The organism is Furfurilactobacillus milii (assembly GCF_009864005.1).
Lineage (GTDB): Bacteria > Bacillota > Bacilli > Lactobacillales > Lactobacillaceae > Furfurilactobacillus > Furfurilactobacillus rossiae_B.
On the sequence record NZ_WEZQ01000001.1, the window covers coordinates 126,311 to 144,322 of the forward strand.

The 18,012-nt window shown below is 41.2% G+C and carries 13 protein-coding genes; 1 reads left to right on the top strand and 12 read right to left on the bottom strand.

Annotated elements, in window-relative coordinates:
* Positions 1-27: 27 nt before the first annotated feature.
* The 9 genes from GB993_RS00585 to GB993_RS00620 all read right to left on the bottom strand — a co-directional run bounded on the left by GB993_RS00585 (position 28) and on the right by GB993_RS00620 (position 6,417).
* On the bottom strand, positions 28-1,161 hold the full coding sequence (locus GB993_RS00585) for a site-specific integrase (RefSeq protein WP_161002648.1): 1,134 nt from the start codon (positions 1,159-1,161) through the stop codon (positions 28-30).
* A gap of 11 nt (positions 1,162-1,172) precedes the next feature.
* A complete protein-coding gene (locus tag GB993_RS00590) occupies positions 1,173-1,409 on the bottom strand; it encodes a DUF3173 domain-containing protein (RefSeq protein WP_161002649.1) in 237 nt (78 codons plus the stop codon).
* 538 nt (positions 1,410-1,947) lie between these two features.
* On the bottom strand, positions 1,948-2,082 hold the full coding sequence (locus GB993_RS13225; protein ID WP_431188872.1) for a DUF3781 domain-containing protein: 135 nt from the start codon (positions 2,080-2,082) through the stop codon (positions 1,948-1,950).
* Positions 2,061-2,201, bottom strand: a complete 141-nt coding sequence (locus tag GB993_RS12995; protein ID WP_238331555.1) for a DUF3781 domain-containing protein — start codon at positions 2,199-2,201, stop codon at positions 2,061-2,063. Before GB993_RS12995 ends, GB993_RS13225 begins: the two co-directional genes overlap by 22 nt.
* A gap of 22 nt (positions 2,202-2,223) precedes the next feature.
* Positions 2,224-2,547, bottom strand: coding sequence for an acetyl-CoA carboxylase (locus GB993_RS00600; RefSeq protein ID WP_161002650.1), 324 nt, complete (start codon positions 2,545-2,547; stop codon positions 2,224-2,226).
* The gene (locus GB993_RS00605) at positions 2,547-2,762 is read right to left on the bottom strand and encodes a hypothetical protein (protein WP_161002651.1); all 216 of its coding nucleotides are present in this window, start codon (positions 2,760-2,762) and stop codon (positions 2,547-2,549) included. The genes GB993_RS00600 and GB993_RS00605 overlap by 1 nt, the downstream gene beginning before the upstream one ends.
* 137 nt (positions 2,763-2,899) lie before the next feature.
* Positions 2,900-3,409: a type 1 glutamine amidotransferase domain-containing protein gene (locus GB993_RS00610; RefSeq protein ID WP_161002652.1), complete on the bottom strand. Its 510-nt coding sequence runs from the start codon at positions 3,407-3,409 to the stop codon at positions 2,900-2,902.
* 12 nt (positions 3,410-3,421) lie between these two features.
* Positions 3,422-5,377, bottom strand: coding sequence for a hypothetical protein (locus tag GB993_RS00615; protein WP_161002653.1), 1,956 nt, complete (start codon positions 5,375-5,377; stop codon positions 3,422-3,424).
* Between the two features lie 20 nt (positions 5,378-5,397).
* Positions 5,398-6,417 carry a zinc-binding alcohol dehydrogenase family protein gene (locus tag GB993_RS00620; RefSeq protein ID WP_161002820.1) on the bottom strand — a complete coding sequence of 340 codons (1,020 nt, stop codon included), beginning with the start codon at positions 6,415-6,417 and terminating at the stop codon, positions 5,398-5,400.
* 198 nt (positions 6,418-6,615) lie between these two features.
* Between GB993_RS00620 and GB993_RS00625 the strand changes: the two genes are divergently transcribed.
* Positions 6,616-6,990 (top strand): winged helix-turn-helix transcriptional regulator, encoded by a 375-nt coding sequence (locus GB993_RS00625; RefSeq protein WP_161002654.1) that lies wholly within the window; start codon positions 6,616-6,618, stop codon positions 6,988-6,990.
* A 166-nt stretch (positions 6,991-7,156) separates the two neighbouring features.
* Here the strand turns inward: GB993_RS00625 and GB993_RS00630 are convergent, their stop codons facing one another.
* The 3 genes from GB993_RS00630 to GB993_RS00640 form a co-directional block, all read right to left on the bottom strand.
* A complete protein-coding gene (locus tag GB993_RS00630) occupies positions 7,157-12,052 on the bottom strand; it encodes a KxYKxGKxW signal peptide domain-containing protein (RefSeq protein ID WP_161002821.1) in 4,896 nt (1,631 codons plus the stop codon).
* A 3-nt stretch (positions 12,053-12,055) separates the two neighbouring features.
* The gene (locus tag GB993_RS00635; RefSeq protein WP_161002822.1) at positions 12,056-16,339 is read right to left on the bottom strand and encodes an Ig-like domain-containing protein; all 4,284 of its coding nucleotides are present in this window, start codon (positions 16,337-16,339) and stop codon (positions 12,056-12,058) included.
* A 649-nt stretch (positions 16,340-16,988) separates the two neighbouring features.
* On the bottom strand, positions 16,989-17,960 hold the full coding sequence (locus tag GB993_RS00640) for an amidohydrolase family protein (RefSeq protein WP_161002655.1): 972 nt from the start codon (positions 17,958-17,960) through the stop codon (positions 16,989-16,991).
* Positions 17,961-18,012: the final 52 nt, after the last annotated feature.

An 18,012-nucleotide genomic window follows, 5' to 3' on the forward strand; every position in this document is an offset into this window, starting at 1 on the left:
GTTTTGGCACACCGGCACGCTATCAAATTATTTAACATTTTGCGGGGCCATAATGAGATTTCCAAGCCTCTCAGCAATCTCAACATTACTGTTAGGATATAGGTGCCCGTAAATACCTAAAGTGGTTCTAACATCAGCATGTCCTAAACGTTCTTTAATACGCAACGGATTCTCACCCATATGGATTAATAAAGACGCATGTGAATGTCGTAAAGCATGAACTGTTATACGATGCACATGCGCTTTTTCTGCTGCACTGTCGACCATTTTAGCTAAGCTGGATTGGGCTAAGGGGAGTCCATCCATGCTTAAAATAAAACTGGATTTATTCATGATGCGCTGGTCTTCGTACCAAGCCAACAGAATATCCATTGTTTGTTGGTCAAGACTCAGTGTTCGATAACCTGATTTAGTTTTAGGTGTGGAAAAAAAGAACTTATCTATGCCTTTACGAATGACGGTCTTATTGACTGTGATTGTATGATTATCCCAATCCAAATCTTCCCATTGCAAAGCTTTCGCTTCACCAGAACGTAAACCAGTCATGAATGAGATCCAGACACATACAAAAGTGAAATGATCGGGGAAACTATCAACTGATGCCGCCGCAATTACTTTTTCAAATTCTTCTTTAGTCCAAAAATCAATTTCGGGTTGATAAGCTTTGATGTTACCAACGATGCGGGCCGGATTCTTAGGAATAACTTCTAACGTTACAGCGCGCTGTAAAACCATAGACAGTGTCATAAAGATGCGACGAGCGTACAACGCCGAATGTCCTTCAAGTAAACTGTTTTGCCACTTTTGAACGGTTAACGAATCAAATGCCGTGATTTTCATATTCCAGAACTCTTTGAAATAGCGTTTCATCAATCTAGAACGATCATCAAAAGTCTGAATTTTAACCTGTGTCTTATACCAAGGTTTGAAGGTATTTTCGACAAAATCTTCAAAATTCACCAAATGCTCTTCTTTTTGACGCAATGTTTTAAAATCTGTGGCTAAAAGTTTGTAGTAGGCATCCTTTGCTTCAGCCTTAGTTCTAAAACCGCTACGTCGTCTTTGAATTCTTTTGCCAGTTTTGGGGTCAAATTTTAAGCTAGCTCGAAAAGCCCAGGTACCGTTTTCTTGTTTCTTAATAACTGCATTCATATTTGACATTGATAAAACTCCTATCTTGTTGGGATAGGCGTATTACCCGCCAAACCTTCTTGGACTGGAATGCCAAGAATTTCTTCAACTGCTGAAACTGGGACGCGTCCGAGTTTTCTCGTTCGATAATAGCCGTAGCCTTTCTCTACCATCAGTGCTTTTGCCTGACGGATAATGTCAGCAGAAAAACCGGGGCCATAACCTAAACTAATCAGCTCACGCTTTGTCAGTGTAATGGGCAAAATAGGCGCGTTCATAAAAAGTCTCCTTCCAGATGACGCTTGAAAGTAAACTTACAAGCTCATTGTACAAAATATAGTTAACAAGTGACACAGTAGAACCGGGTATGCCCGGTCAGTTATTAGTAGTTTAATGACTAGTTAAACCGCACAAAGCGCATGGGAATTTCACCCCTACTCGTTACGTGGTAGCCTCGCGGAAGTATCATTATTTATTTTTTTGTGGCACATTTTGGGTCTAAGAAATGTGATTAATAGCTGTTGATCGCTCGTACCCACAATTTGGCGGCAGTCATGGCGCAAATAGTAATCAACACAAAAAATAGGAAAGTATTTAACCAGTCTATGTAGTTTTCAAAGATCAGGGTCTTAAATATGACCTTCATACTTAATAAAGAGTAATTTTGACGCAAAAATGCAACCTCTCATTAAAGTTTTATTTAGACTCAGTAATATGAAATTTATCTGAAATTACCGTTGAAAGGCACACGTATGCTGTACTCAAAAAAACAGCCGTAACTTCCAATTACTTGAAAGCTACGGCTGTTTCAGTTTATTACCCTTTATGGGCAGTGATTATCGTATAACTGTGAGCATTGATTGTTAAAACAACCTCATTAAGTCGAATATACCAATTTTTACCGATTCGTTCGCTTGTCGCATCCGGATTCAACAGAAGTCCCACACACACCAATCAACCACATCTTTATCTGGAATGGTTAGTCCAAGATTCCGTTTGATTCGTCCTACTCCAAGAGTGGTGGAGTGAATTAAGGTTTTGCGATCCACCAGTTCACTAGCTGTAGACATTTAAAACTCCTTTACATTAGGGCTAGTCTTCATCCCAACGTTTTTTGAACTGAATCTCTTTTTGCGCCACCGGCCAGCGTTGTCCCATGAAACCTGTAAATTCGATACTCAGCTGTGTACGCTGTTTAATAGCCTTTATAACCGTTTCTAGATAGCCTAAGTCATAAGTATGCACACTATGCAATGGAATTGAGTGGGGACGTTTATGTTGAGGCTGTGTAATGAAAAAGAAGTTATAGACCTGGTCGTATTTGTTGTTCACACATTGAATGTGATACATGGTTCTTGGGACACGTTTAAACAGTGGCTCAATTCGTTCAATAATAGTATCAGCATCATTTTTCATTACTTAACCCTCAAGTAATTTGTGCCACCTTTACTGACATATTGTGCATTTGTTTCGTCTATCCAAGCATCAAACGATTTTTGAAATTGAACTAACCTTTCAGGGTCCGTCTTAGCAACTTGATAAAAAGGTAAGTCAGAAAGATGAAAAGTTGATCCACGACTGATCGATAGAAGTTGCGTTAGCCACCGCTGGTTGTTGTTTGTTAATGACATTCTTGTTACCTCCGTACAGAAATGATTAAACAAATTATACGAATGTACGTTCGCTTAGTCAAGAAAACAAAAACAGCAAAACCACATTTACATATATGGTTTTGCTGCCGATTACTTTTAAACAACGAAAATATATTTTATTTAGCGAGTGCCTGCAAAATCGCTGGTACAAACTGTGGCAAATCATCTGGAGTTCGGCTTGAAATTAAATTGCCATCTTCAACCACTGGTTGATCAAGTGTGATTGCGCCAGCCAAGTACAAGTCAGGACGAATTGATTCGTAACTTGTCAGCTTACGACCATTGATTAAACCAGATTGAATAAAGAATTGTGGCCCATGGCAAATTGTAAATAAAGAACGGTTATTGATTAAGAAATACCGCACAAAACTTACAAAGCGTTCATCCGTCCGGAGCTGGTCAGGCGAGAAACCACCCGGCAAAAACAGAGCATCGAAATCTTCAGGCTTAACATCATCAATAGCTGCATCAATGGAAAAACTTCTGCCCATGACACCACTAATATCGTCTGTAGAGCCATTGATTAACGTGACACTGTAACCAGCTTGGCGCATAGCGTCTGTGGGTACTGCAAGTTCGTCATCTTGAACCATGTTTGTTACTAAAACCGCAATTTTCTTTTCCATTTTCGTTTCCTCCTAATTATTTACCAGTAAATGAATATCACGAGTTATCGCTACTTCCTTTAATCGATGCAATACATCGGCTAACTGTTCATAATCGTGATGCTCAATATTGAGTTCAAGTTCCTCAATAAATCTGTTCTTCGTGTCTTTATTCATTCCATTAAACGCTAAGCAAGTATCCTTATGGTCAACAATACGCTGACCCCACGCTACCAACGGGTGTACCAAGTCAATACTGATTTTAGAAACATCCGCAGCCTTCTTAATCAGAATTTCGACAGTTGCCTCATTCTTTTCATACAGTGCTTTATATAGGCCACTTCGCAGATCTTGTAGTTCTTGTGGCAATGACAGTTCATAGTACATACGATCTAAACGGCATAACAGAATAGTTCCTTGCCCTAGCGTTGAAGAGGCAGTTTTGCGATTGATTTCCAATATTTTTTCAACATTCAGCTGTTTAAAGGGACCCTGATTACCATTTTCGTGATCCATGAAGCGTAAGATTTGGGCGCCACCGAGTCCAATGCCATCTGTGCCAGATAATACGATATCAGGCAAATGTTTGAATCTGAATCCTGCAGAAAAATACGTTAGCAATCCTTGTTCATGAGCTAGGTGCACCAGTTCCAGAGCATTCTGGTAGCCTAATTGTTCCATGATTGGGTCACTTGGATACCAGTCAGCCGTGCCATCAAATGTAACTTTTTCAAAACGTCCAGCTTTAGCTATTTCGATACCAAGTCTTGCAATATCCATGCGATCAGTGACTTTAACGGGCTGACCGTTGTTCTTAGCCATGACCGCTGGTCGATCATCAATCAATGGATAGTTGACACAAAAGGCAGCTGCTAGCACTTGTAAGTTACGGTCACGAACGACATTGGCGGACACCGCCTGCATATACTTAATTGCTTGCATGACCGTCATGCGTTCAATAGCAACTTTACATTCGGATAAACCATTCATAAAGATAGCTGAACAAACGCCCACAGTTGTGTGCACACTCTTAATAAACGAATTTTCAAATGTATCTTCGAACATCGGTCGGCCAACGTAACTGGAAACTGACGTATCCCGGCCAACTGCCATCTTCACTTTTCCCATCGTTGCTAAATCAGGCAGCCGATATGGCTCCACTTTTTCGCGGTTTGTTTCTGCTCCTCGTTCCAAGAACTCCACATGTACATTGGTACCATTGATGTATCGCATACTGTTTACTGTGCCGGTTAAATGACCTAATCCGGGATCAGTAATTGAAGCCTGCGTTTGAATCGCGCGGAAACCACTATTTCCCCAAGGAACAATCGGTGACTCCGCATATCCACGAAAGCCGACCATTTCAAAACCTACCTGAATTGCGATGTACTCAGCAATCGTTGGTTTGCGCTCTTCGTGTCTGATATGTTGAAACAAAACACTAGCGACATTAATAAAACGGTTATTGTCTAAACGCGGATACTCAAGAGTTTGAGTGTTATTTGTATCGTCGACAACGTCAACCAACAGCAGTGTACTGCTTTCTCTCAAAACTATTGATGCGTTTCCAGAATGGCGTGTCTGTAAGAAATCAATGATTTGGTCAGACAGGCGTAAAATATCACCAAAAACACGAATTAAAACACGAGTGTCATTATATGAATTGACCATTTCAAGTTTTCCTAGGAGCTCTTCAATAATGGGTTCCGTTTGTTGATCCCCGTAGTTTGCTTGCAAACGCTCAAACCGTTGTGTCAGTTCTTCGCTCATTTCATTGTTAACACGGCTAAACACTGGGCGATATTGTTGGTTGTCTGTAAAGCTTTCATCGGTTAGCTCTCGCTTTTCAACTAACTTACTTTCTAAACGGTATTGAATTTCAATTAAGGTATCGTAGATGGTTGATTTCAAAAATCCAGATGTTAACACTGTGTAACCTGATAAAATTTCAGGAACATAACGTCTGTAATACCGATCGTTACCTAGCATTTCATTTTCTCCCCATTTTTTTAATCATTCGTAACAACAATCTTGCCAATATTGTGATTCGTTTCAATAATCCTGTGAGCTTCTCTTAAATTAGCTGCGTTAATCGGTGACAAAGTTTTCGTTAATGTCGACTTAACAATCCCTTGATCCATTAGATTAGCGATTGCATTGAGAATTTCGTGTTGTGAGCTCATATCTTCTGTTTGAAAATATGATTTTGAATACATCCACTCCCAAGCAAAAGTAGCTCGCTTCTTAGTTAGCTTCTTTAAATCAATCGGACGTCTATTTTCTGTAATAGACGCAATACGACCATGCGGTTTAATCAAACTAGCGATTTCATTCCAATGTTCATCCAAATGACTGAGACCTAAAATATAATCCACGTCTTGAAACTCAAGATTGTGTAGTTGCTTAACTAAGTCTGTTGAATGATCAACAACAAAATCGGCTCCGTGATCCAAGACCCATTGATTAGATTCTTCATTTGAAGCGGTGGCAATAACCTTTAGTCCGGCAAAATGTGCTAATTGTGTAGCAATTGATCCAACTCCACCGGCACCGTTAATAATCAATATTGTATGTTGAGAATTTGTGTCACGATCCATGTAGTCAATTTGCAGTTGTTCAAAGAGTGCTTCCCAGGCCGTTAATGATGTTAGCGGCATTGCAGCAACCTGAGCATCATTAAATGCTTTGGGTGCATTACCAACAATGCGTTCATCAACGAGTTGATATTCACTATCACTGCCAGGGCGTTTAAAGGAGCCAGCGTAGAAAACACGGTCTCCTGGTTTAAAGAGTGTAACCTTTTCACCGACTGATTCGACAATGCCTTCAGCATCCCAGCCAATGACCTTTGGAGTTTCGAGAATTGCGTGTCCACCGCGGCGAACCCCAATATCGACTGGGTTGACCGACGTAGCGTGGACATGGACTAACAAATCATGACCTTTGGAGATAGGCATAGGTTCTGTAAAATCAATTAGTGATTCTTGATCCTCAATCGGCAAATGTTTCTTAAAACCGATTGCATTCATAGTCTTTAGCATTTTTATTCTTCCTCCCTTTCACCAATTGAGTATAGTGGCTTCATTTTTAACAACAATCGTGAATTTTTAATTACATAGTCACAAAAATGTTACTTGAGGCTAAATTAGAATTCAGAGTTGTGGTGATTTTTTATTCAGAGGATTACACTAACCCTGTTGCAGACATTTGAAATGAGGAGAATGAAGATGAAACGCCATATTTATAATTGCGAAGAAGGTTGTCCTGTCGAGAGTACCTTGCAGATTATTTCTGGAAAATGGAAAAGCGTTATTTTATATCACATCATTCAAGAAAACATTTGTCGTTTTAGTCAATTTCAACGCTGGATGCCGGAGTGCTCACATCGTATGCTAGCTCTTCAACTGGCAGAACTAGAGGAAGATGGTGTTGTTCAAAAACGAGTGTACCCAGTTATTCCGCCAAAAACCGAATATCGATTAACAGACTTTGGGAAAACCTTAGTACCCGTGATTGACGCAATGGAAAAGTGGGGCAACTTTTATAATCAAGTACATGAAGAGGATTATTCAGCGCCTCTGGATCAGACAATTAAAAACTAGATAGAATGCTAGCTGAATAAAAGTTTGGTTGTTATCAGTTATGCATTGAGCGTGATTTGGTTCTAAAACTTAAAAATATAACTCAAAAAGCAGCGCGACTCCCGAAGTAAAAGGAATCGTGCTGCTTTTGATGTACAACCGAAGCAAATGCGATTGTATTCAGTATTTAATTCTTACGCTTCTTAGAAATACCAAATACTGCTAATAAGCTCATCAAACCTGCGCCAACCATGCCAAGAATGCCAGTCTGATTTTCGCTGGTTTGTGGTAATGCCTGCGCATGCTTCATCGCAGCTGGCACCTCAGCCTTAACAGGGCGAAGATCGTCACTTTTAACTGGCTTTTGCGGTTCAGTCAAGTTAACGCTCTTGTTGCTGCTCTTAGCTACTTTCTGGGCTAACGGCAAAGCAATCGAAGGGGTGGATTGTTTTACAGTCGTTGATTGAGTAGTTTCAGATAACTTAGGTGTTTTCGCTGTTTCAACATGACCAGTTGTTTGCGTTTGAACATCAGCTGGTACGGCATGAACAACAGGCTGTGCGATAAATGATACTGGTTTACCATTAACTGTCCCTGTCACAACATAACTTGGTTCATTAGACGCAACTTGAACAGTTGGCTGTGTAGCAGCGCCGTTTGGTTGTGTCGTTGCAGTTTGTGCTGGTAACTTGATGTAATACAAGTTTATTGCATTACCCTTAGTTGCCTCATCAGCCACCGTATAAGTTGGATCACCAGTCATTGAGACTAATTCATAGCCTGTAATTTGATCGTTAGGAATATCGTAGTCTCCACCAACGGTCCCAAACAAATTGTCGTCAGTGCCAATTTCACCAACAATATGGTGAGCAGCATCAATCAGATAATGGTGCACTGCCAAATGAGCTTCTTGACCAACATAAGCCATCATCGAATCTGGCAAAGCATCGTTCAAAGTTGCTTTTAGCGATTCACCAATATAACCGTCGATCGTTGGTGTCTGTTCTGTCACATCCTGACCGTATAGTCCGCTAAATGTCAGGTTCGAAAGTTCAATCGTGTGCCACTGATTGTGATAGTCACGAACCGTAGCCAACAATTTAACCGTCTTGCTGAAGGAATCTGGTGTTAAGACCACTTCATAGACATTGTCATTAGTCGGTTTAACAGTCTGTGGTTGGTTAACCTGCTTAGAACTTGGTGCCAAGTGATAGTGAGGGCTTAAGGCTTGATCAATTACCCCAGTCGTGCTTGGCGTAACCTTAGAATCAACCTTAACTGTCACCTCATGTGTCCCTTGCAACGGCAATTTGTCTTCCGGATTAGTGGAGACAACCTTGATTGTGACCGGTTGTTCCTTCTTTTGGATCTCAACCGTCATGGTATTGGACTTGGTGTTCTCAATATCAGCACTTGGATAACTCTTGTAAACATACCCAGTTGGCAAAGCCGGTAAGCCCTTTTCGTGACCAGTAAAGACATACGTTGAGTTAAATGGCACTGCAACACTGACTTTAGCGGCATTCAGCGCGTCCGCGGCAGTACTGTTGTCTAACGCACTGAACTTCAAATCAAGAGTTTCACTGTCAGGTGCCAAGTAAACGGTAAATGTTGACGAACCATTGCCAGCCACTGTCACATCTGGATCAGCCTTTTCAGCCGTGGTTGCTACGTGATAGCCGTTGACTGTCAGCTTATTACCTAACAAACTTTGCGCATCAGCTAATGTGTACTTTGTATCAGTTGTCGCCGTTGTCTCTTGATCAGCTGGTAGCGTCACTGGCTGCTTGCCAGACTGCGTCAAGGCCGTTTTCACCGTGACTTTAGTATCCGTCTTAGGTGCCAACAAGACTTGATACGTGTCCTTAGTCTCATCGTTATTAACGGTAATAGTCTTAGCTTGCTTGTCTTTAGCAACCAATTGATACCCAGCTGGAACCGTAAACTTCGTCTGATCAACATCGCCATAGCCAAAGGTGGCGTCAACCGCACTCGTTTGGCTGAATGCTGGAATATTCAAATCCGCATTGTTTGTTGCCGCAACAGAAACTGCCACTGTCTTGACATCTGGGGCAATCAGCACGTTGTACGCATTGTCAGACGTCTTGATAGTTTCATCAGCAGCTTGCTTATTATCAGCGACTAATGAGTAACCAGTTGGTACATCAACCTTCAGCTTGGTCAAATCGGCCTTAGCCTGGGTGATACCGTATGAGCTATTCATATTAGCGCTGGTAGTTGCTGACTTATAGACTTTGCCACTGTCATTCGTCTTGACTAAGTTAAGCGTTACATTTTCAGCATCTGGTGCCTCAACAACTTGGTAAATATTCTTCGTGGCATCAGTTCCAATCGTCTTGCCAGTTGCCTGTTTATCAGCAGTTGCCAATGTGTAGCCTGGAATAGCAGTAATCTTCGCCACTGGAACATCAGCATAGCCAAAAGTACTGTCCATCTTTGCCGTAAACGGAATACTTTGTTGCACAGTCTTCGTTGGATCATCGCCACGAACTACTTGCACAGTCCCATTTTCATCTTGAGCGACCAACTGAACCACATAATTATTGTTGGCAGTGCCCACCGTAATGTCATCATTCTGTTTGGCTGCATAGTCATAACCAGCAAAGGTTGGTAACCCAGGAAGTGCCTTAACATCTTTAATGCCGAAGGTCGAATTGTAATTGGCTTTTACATCGCCATTCACTTTAAGTTTCGCAATAGTGGCATTTTTATTATCAGCGACAAATGACACAGTGATTGGTTCTGAATCGGGGCTAAGTTTCAAGGTGTAACTGTTGCCCGTTGTGGCAACGGTAATGTCTGGATTTTGCTTGTCCTTTGATTCAACTGTATAACCAGTCTCCGCTGGCATAGTTGTAATATTGCCAAAGCCGAACTGACTGTCCATCTTGGCCGTCGCAGTTGTTGGCGTGCCAGTCGCCATTGTGGTTGCCTTGCCATCAGTGTTTTCATAAGTCAGCGTCACGGTTTCATCTTTAGGTGCAATCGTTGCCGTGTAATTATTAGTCCCAGATAGACCAACTTTGTTGGTTGGCGTCACACTATCCAATGAGTAACCATCAGGAACGCTGATACTGCTCAATTGATCCTTACCAAAGGTAGTATTGTAATCGGCATTCGTGGTGTAAGTCCCGCTCGTACCCATTTTCTCTGCTTTAGTAATCCCTTTATTGCCATTGTTAGCCGTAAAGGTCACGGATACTGGTTCACTGATCGGTGCAATCATAACCTTGTAAGTGTTCTTAGTCGCATCGGTTCCAACTGTAATAAATGAGCTCTGTTGGGCAGCCTTGGCTAGTTCATAGCCAGTTGGCATATCAGGTACAATCACGTTGGTGTAATCAAAATGGGAGCCTGTATCGACCGAAGGTGTCTGAGTGGCAGGTAGGGTCGTTGCGCCATCAGTGGCGCCAAATGTAACCTGAACATTTTCCGCCGAAATATTTGTTGGCTTGATTGTTCCGTTGACAGCCGTCCCAACTGGCGTAGCCCCATCATTTGGCGCATTGTATAGCGTATAATTCAGGCCGCCAGAGTTTTGATAGTCGTCTTTTTTGGCATAGCCAATCAGAATTTCTTTGGGCAGCCCAGTTGTTGGATCATTGACAAACGAATGAACAGGCACGTAAGTGGTCAAAGGTGTCGATTGATCATTTGAACCCGGCAACGACTGTGGATCAATGGGAATTTCATTAGTAAAATGATCGATTCCAACTTTAGGTGCCTGATAAACGATTTTGCCATCAGGTTGAACGATAGGTTTCTGATAACTATCTTCAGATGGTTCAGCGGTATTTAAGTTGTTCAGTGAAACATCTGAAAGTTTGTCCAGTCCAAAACTCTTAAAAATGTTAGCAATTGGAGAATCCTTAAGAACATTGCTATCCAAAGAAGTCTTTAGCTGCGCATCGGTTAATTTTGTATCAGGTGTTGTCACAATCGGTGACACTTCTGATTCAGGCACAGGACCAAGTTCTTTACCAGTATCATCGACTAGCGTAGCTGTGTACAAATCAGTTGGGTCTGATGGATTAACCACTGTCCCAGAAAATTGTTTAGCTTGTGTGAACTTAAACCGTAAATACTTGCCTACATATTTAGATAAATCAATTCCGGTATTTTCGTCTCCGTAGATAGGCACATCAACGTAAAATCCCAAAGTTTGTCGATCTGTAATTCGCACTAACATGCGACCTAGTTTAGCGCTATCACGTTGATCAACCGCATTCTGATCACCGAAAGTCGGTGTAGCGGGTTGACTAGCATCGTACGGAGCATAGACGGCGCTAGTATAGGGCTTTACAGCTGAATTGGAACTATCGTAAACCGCATTAGTATCTACAGAAATCTGACCTGTCTTATTATCTAAATCGAACGATTTTGTCTGTGTTGTCATACTATCTTGTGAGGAAGCATTTGTAGTTGCAGCTGCCGTGGTGTTGGTAACAACAAAGGAATAATTTGTAGCCCGTTTTGACACAGCCTTAGTCACATTAGACGTGGCCGTTTCTTTATTATTTGAAATTGGTGCTACGACCTGATTAGCACTAGCAGGTGTTGACTGGACTGCCACTGACACAGGTTTATTAGCAATGCTCTTTGCTGCTGTGGAATCGTTGGCCGGGGCAGTACTGTTGCTGGCCTGGCTAGGCACAGCTGAACTGTTACTGATTACTCTACGTGTAACAGTTGATGAAGCCGAAGCCTGAGAGACGGGCGCAACTGATGCTGTGTTAGCACTCTGTGAAGTCTGATTCATTTTGCTAGTTTGCGAATCGCTAGGTGAAACCGACTTTGCAGCACTAGCAGAGTTGGCTTGTGAATCTGCTTTGAGCGGCATCGAATTATTACTAGTAGCTTGACTAGTCGCACTTGTATTACCGCGCGTAATTTGCACAGTCGTATCAGGGTCACTTGGACGGCCCGCATTTTGAGGAACCGCATCAGCTTCAGCAACTGGAATCGTACCAAAAACGATAATTGTTCCAGTCACAATTGTGCCCACGACCCAATGCCGGCCCTTTTTATACATTTTCTTACGTTCAACAGTCTCAGCTGTCATAATCTAGACCCCCATCGCGCTACTATTGATACTATTACCCAAAATGTATCGTAAGTTTAAGGCCAGTAAATCGTTGTCATTCGTGGCTCCGGTCATTTGATCATTTGTCGTATTACCTTGGTCCGCCGGATAAATCAGACCATTATGAGCTAAGATAACATGTTCAATCAGGTTGACTACTTGCGTCTTTGTTAACTCAGTCTCTTGGTTGCTAATTTTCAATTCAGTGCCTTTGACAGTCCAACCAGTCACCGTATTGTAATCGCCGGTGCCAACAAGATTGCCACCAATAATTGTTGTGTCTGCACTATTTCCAATCGCAAAACTCAGTTTATTGATAGTAGGGTTGCTATTTGCTAATTCATTGAGTTGTGAAACAGCATCCTGTAACAAGCTACTGATAGTGAAGCTACCATCATGAGTGACAATTGATCCATCTCCAGCCTTGACATTAATTATGGCTGGAACAGCATTCTTTTCAGTGGTAAACCCGGTCAACTGGTCCAAAGACTTTCCAATAGTCTTCAACGCCTTGGCATAGTCATTGATCTGACTCTCATATTTTTCAATATCTAAAGTGGAGTAGAGCATACTGGTAATTCCAGCAGTATTCAGACCAACGGTCAACGACTTCGTGGCAGTAAACGTCTTACCTGTAACATCCTTCACGGTACTAGTGATTGTGGTCGTTCCTGGAAGGAGTGCTTTAACAATGCCTTGATCGTTAACAGTGGCAACATCCGGATTACTTGATGTCCAAGTCATACTTTGATACCCAGGATCAACCGGATTAAAGTTGTTCGTTGGCGTCAAAACATTACCCATTAAGGCCGTGTTATCTGTGAGGTTAGCGTAGTCAAAACTAAAACTATTAATACTCTTAGCCGGATTAATAGTAATTGTTTTCACTTCTTGTGTCCCGAAGGAATTGAAGTGAATTTCGACTTTGCCGGCCTTTAAGGCCGTAAATGTTCCTGTATCTGTCAAAGATGCTTCGCCGTCTAATTCTTTTAAACTCAAGTCAGTTAAGTGACTCAAATTGAAATTAGTTACATCGCCAACAGTGGTACTAAAGTCGCCGGCTGACATTGGCATTTCCAACTCCAGGTCGCCCTTTTTCAATTCGGTAACTTGGAAGATGTACCATTTTCCTGACAACTCAGCTGAAAGTAAAATATCTTTTTGACTGGATAAGTTCTTATCCACAAATAGCGTACCTGCGTTATTAACAGGACTTGTTAATGGGTCACTAGAAGTCCAAGCATCTGCTGTTACAGCTTTGCCGTTTGCATCAATAAGCTGATAGTTATTTGCTGTACCGGCAAAAGCAAACAGTGGACCACTAATTTTAGTCACATTCGTAATTGGTACCGATTTAACAACCTTTAAATCAAATTGCTTGGTGACTGGGTTATTACCTTCTTGACTTGAGACAACAGTAATCGTAACTGTGCCTGGTTTCAGACCAGTAATAGTAGCTGGCCCATTATCAGCGTTGGAATCAAACGTAATAGAAGCAACTGACGGATCAGAACTCGTCCAAGTGTTTGTAAAGTGTGCGTTTACCGGGTCAATTGATTGAACAGTTGCAACAAAACTACCATTAACTTCGATTTGTTTATCAGCACTGACCTGTGTTGACTTCAGAGGAGCGTAATCAACGACATGAATTTTGGCCGTCTGAGAGCCAAGGTAGATCGTCCGCTTATCTGTAACTTGAGCCTGAATCTGGAAATCTCCCGGCTTCAAGAATGTAAAGACAGGATTGTGTGCGTCAGAACCAGTGGACATCGTGTAAATAGTTCCGTTATTAACTACTGGAACTGTTTTGCCAAATTGATTAGTTTGAACGACTTGCCATTGATAAGGTGCCAAATACTTTAATGCGTCGCCAGGCTCAACCGTAACTGATAATGGTGCTAACGCCGTATTCACATAAGCAAGTCGTGGAACATTGGTAACAACAACGTCTTTGGCTTGAATCAAATCAATAACGTTGACATTCTTAACAACTTTTTGAATATTGCCGGCCGCATCAGTGTAGTTCCAAATCAAATGTGCAAAGGTACTACCATCTTGTGGTGTTGCTTTAAGTGCTGTTACCAAATATTGGGTCTGGTTTTGCACATTTGATTGCCCAGAATAGTTCACAGACAGATACTGTGGGGTATCGGTAGTTACACCATTAAACGTCCAACCCAAATCACTGTCTGTATATGGATTAGTAATGTTGTAGTTTGAAACATATTGTTCATCATTTAATGCCATCGTATCTTTTGGCAATACAGTTTGAAAAATATCTGCTAATTTTGAAATATTGACAACAACATCTTCAAAGCTGGCAGTCACTGTCGCTCCCATGGGGTTAGTGGCCGTCCAGTTTGTGGTTATTTCTCCAGTTTTATAAAACTCAATCGAGAACTTATTATTTCCGAGACTAGTAATCTTACCATCAGCTGGGTTAATGGATCCTGTGAAATTATACTTAGTTGAATCTGGGACTGGGTAATTATTGGTTCCATCATTAGATGGGACATTATATAAATTGCTTAGGTCCATCGTTACTACTTTAGGAACATTTGCGTACCAACCATCATTATTGTTAATAGAGTCCCCGTAATTAAGTTCCCAACGAGTATCATGAATATAATAATAATCTTTAGGAGCTTCAACCGTTACGGTCACAGCCTTAGACAGGATTTGCCTACCGGTTGTTTTATCTGTAACCGTAATATCAATTGTCCCTTGTCCAGGCTCGACTCCAGTTAGTTTTCCGTTCACATCTGTAACAATATCCGGAGTTTCATTTTTATATGCAACATTATAAGTTCCATCTTTTAAACCGCCCTTACCGTGAAGTCCATCATTTCGATAATAACCGGCCGGAACAACCGCCTCACCAACACCACTAAATAAATCAACGTCGGGTTTGTTGACAGTCATTGTGCTGTTATAACTAAATTTTTGACCTTCATCAGTTAGGAACATTGTAATTACAGATGTTCCTGGCTTTAACGAAGTGAGTGTATGCCCAGATACGGAAACAACTGTGGGATCACTCGAAGTCAGTGTGTATTCATCTTGACTGAGCCGTGCTGTATCTTTAACAAGACCACCAAATGAATATACGCCATCAGGCTGTTGCACAGTGCCTGGATCATTCTCCCAATATGGTAGTCCAAAGTACATGCTCGTCATCTTTTCAGGAGTGTGCACTGACTGTTCAAAAGACACGATACTTGTCTTATTATTATTTCTTAACAGGCTAACCTGAACTGTTGTATGTCCAGACTTTAAGGCTTTAATTGCAATTTCTTTGGTTACGGGATCAAGAGTAGCAGTTGCTACCGTAGGATCGGAGCTTGTAACTGATAAATTATGATAAGTTGCATCACTCGGATTGGTGAAGGCTTGAACATTATACTGATTACCAACCCAAGTGTCTGCATTTTGTTGCCAGTCGTTTGAAATTCCCCAGTTTGTAATATTATCTGTCGTAGCAGGCTTGTAGTCAGATACTGTGTCCACAGAATTTGCTGGTGAAGCATTACTTGTGGAACTTTCAGAAGTGTTCGATGTACTGGTTGTTGAAACTGGTGATGCAGAGTTAGGCTCAGCGAGTAACTCAATGGTATTGGCCTGAGACGCTGGCTGATCAGTTTTTACATCAGTCTTTGATACGTTTGAAGTAGCTTTAGGTGCGGAAGCAGTAGCCGTCGTTCTGGCCTGACTAGCAGGAGCACTCGAAGCTGTTGTAGTTGTAGAACTAGTAACGGTTGTATTAGTCTTGACCGCGACAGAATTTGCTCGCTGTTGACTAGCCGGTGCGCTGCTATTATTGTTTGCTTTAGTCGCTTTACTAGTTGATACATAAACTGATTTAGCGGCTTCACTATTTGTCGAAAAAGTGGAAGTTTGACTAGTTACATTAGAGACGGAACTCTTTGCAGTTGACATTAGTGACGCTTGTGATTTAGCGGCAGGCATTGCACTAACAGGTGCCGCTGATTTTTGCGTATTAGTAGAGCTTGCTTGTGAACCTGCTGTTGAATCTTGGCTTGTGACCGTCGAAGTAGGAGCTACTTTATCAGTATTATCAGTAGTCGCTGTCTTTGTTTGAACAACCTGTGGCTGCTGGTTAGCAGTATCAGCTTGAGCAGTAGAAACAAAGCCGCCGAAACTTAACACGGCCGCAAAAATCCCCGCAAATAGCCACTTTTTGCCGGCTTTGTACATCTTATAGTGTTCTTTAACAGATGAATCAATATTTCCATTGTGCTTTAACATGGTAATTCCCCTCCTGATTTTAAATATCTAGGCTTGGGGTGTTAGCAGCTCAACATGAAATTTGCTGTGTTGTCAGCACTTAAAGTCGCTTTAATACTCTTACGCCTTTATATTAGTTCCTTGAATAAATAATTGTCAAAGAAAGTATCACTATATTTTTCAAATCGATATTTATAAAGCAATCTAACAAAGAAGTAACTTCCTTGCCGGCTTATCGTGCAGTTTCACAATAAAGAATGAGACTATACAAAATTAGAAGTAAATTCCATTACAAGTAAAAAATAAAAACACGATCTCAAAAAAGATCGTGTTTTTCGTTCAGCATTTCACCATCAGTCTGTTCGCTTTGAGGGGCGGTCTCTTGGCTTCTGAATTCTGTAAAATATCCAATATAGCCAGAAAACCCATGATTTTCAAACCAATCATGGCAAGAACATCATTATTATCTTCATCGATTTGTGGTAATGTTTGAATCTGTTTCATTGCGACTAATGAGTTGGAAGGGCTTAATAGACTGTTTACGTTAACTTTTCATCAAAAATAAGCCCCTTTGCGAAGTAATTAACCATCAGAATGTCACAATTGATTTTTTAATATCAAAGAATCAAAGTTCGTTACCCCGGTGAGAATATGCTTTTCCATAGATTAATTAACTATTTAAAAGCTTCTTTGCTGTCCCACTCAAAAGCATTTTGCGTTCTTCTTTCGAAAGCTTTAGTCCCTTTAAAATGTCCGTAGGCAATTGATCTCCAAAAGGATAGTCAGATCCGGCCATATAAGGACTTGTTCCATACCGGTCAAATAACATTTGAAGTGTCTTTTGATCGTACAGGCATAAATCATAATGAAAATGCGTAATGTAGTCTGATGGGAATGGCAATTCCACATTCATCATTGTTTCCTCAGGTCGATAAATTGCGTTACGGTCAACACGACCGGGATAGAGAGGCAGTGTGCCACCACCGTGTGTGAGCACAATATCCACATCACTAAATTTATCCATTTTTCCCTCATAAATCATAGAGGTCATAAACTTAGTTTCCTCAATGTTTTGACCAATGGAATTCCACATCACATATTTGCGATACCAAGGATCGCGAATGCCATCTGGATGCACAAAAGCAACCAACTTATACTTTTCAATCAATTTCCACAGATAGTCAAACGAGTTGTCGCTTAAATAAGTGTCACCAACACGCACAGGGAGTTCGACTACCTTCGTATGATAATCACGTACCATACGTTCCAACTCTTTACGAGTAGCATCCGGATTATTTAATGGCAGAATCATTGTCCCAATAAAACGTTTTGGATACTTCTTTACCCATTGCTGATACAAAAAGTCATTTAGTTTGCGAACGGCTTTGGGTTCATCTTTGCTAGACAGATAAAAGGTGCCTTGCATAACTGTTGACGATGAAATCACATGCTTTGTAACCCCGCGTTTGTCCATATCCTGAATTCGAACTTTGGGATCAAACACATTGTCAAAGCGACCGTCATCATTAAAAGGTGGGACGGGACCGTCACCAAAGTTTGCTAACGCATTATGTGGTAATGCTTGCTTAAGAAAATCGGCTTGCAAAAAGTGCGTATGAAAATCAATAATTTCTTCTGTCATTACAACTACCTCCTATTTTTGTTATAGAATCACTCACACATTAATTTAGAAA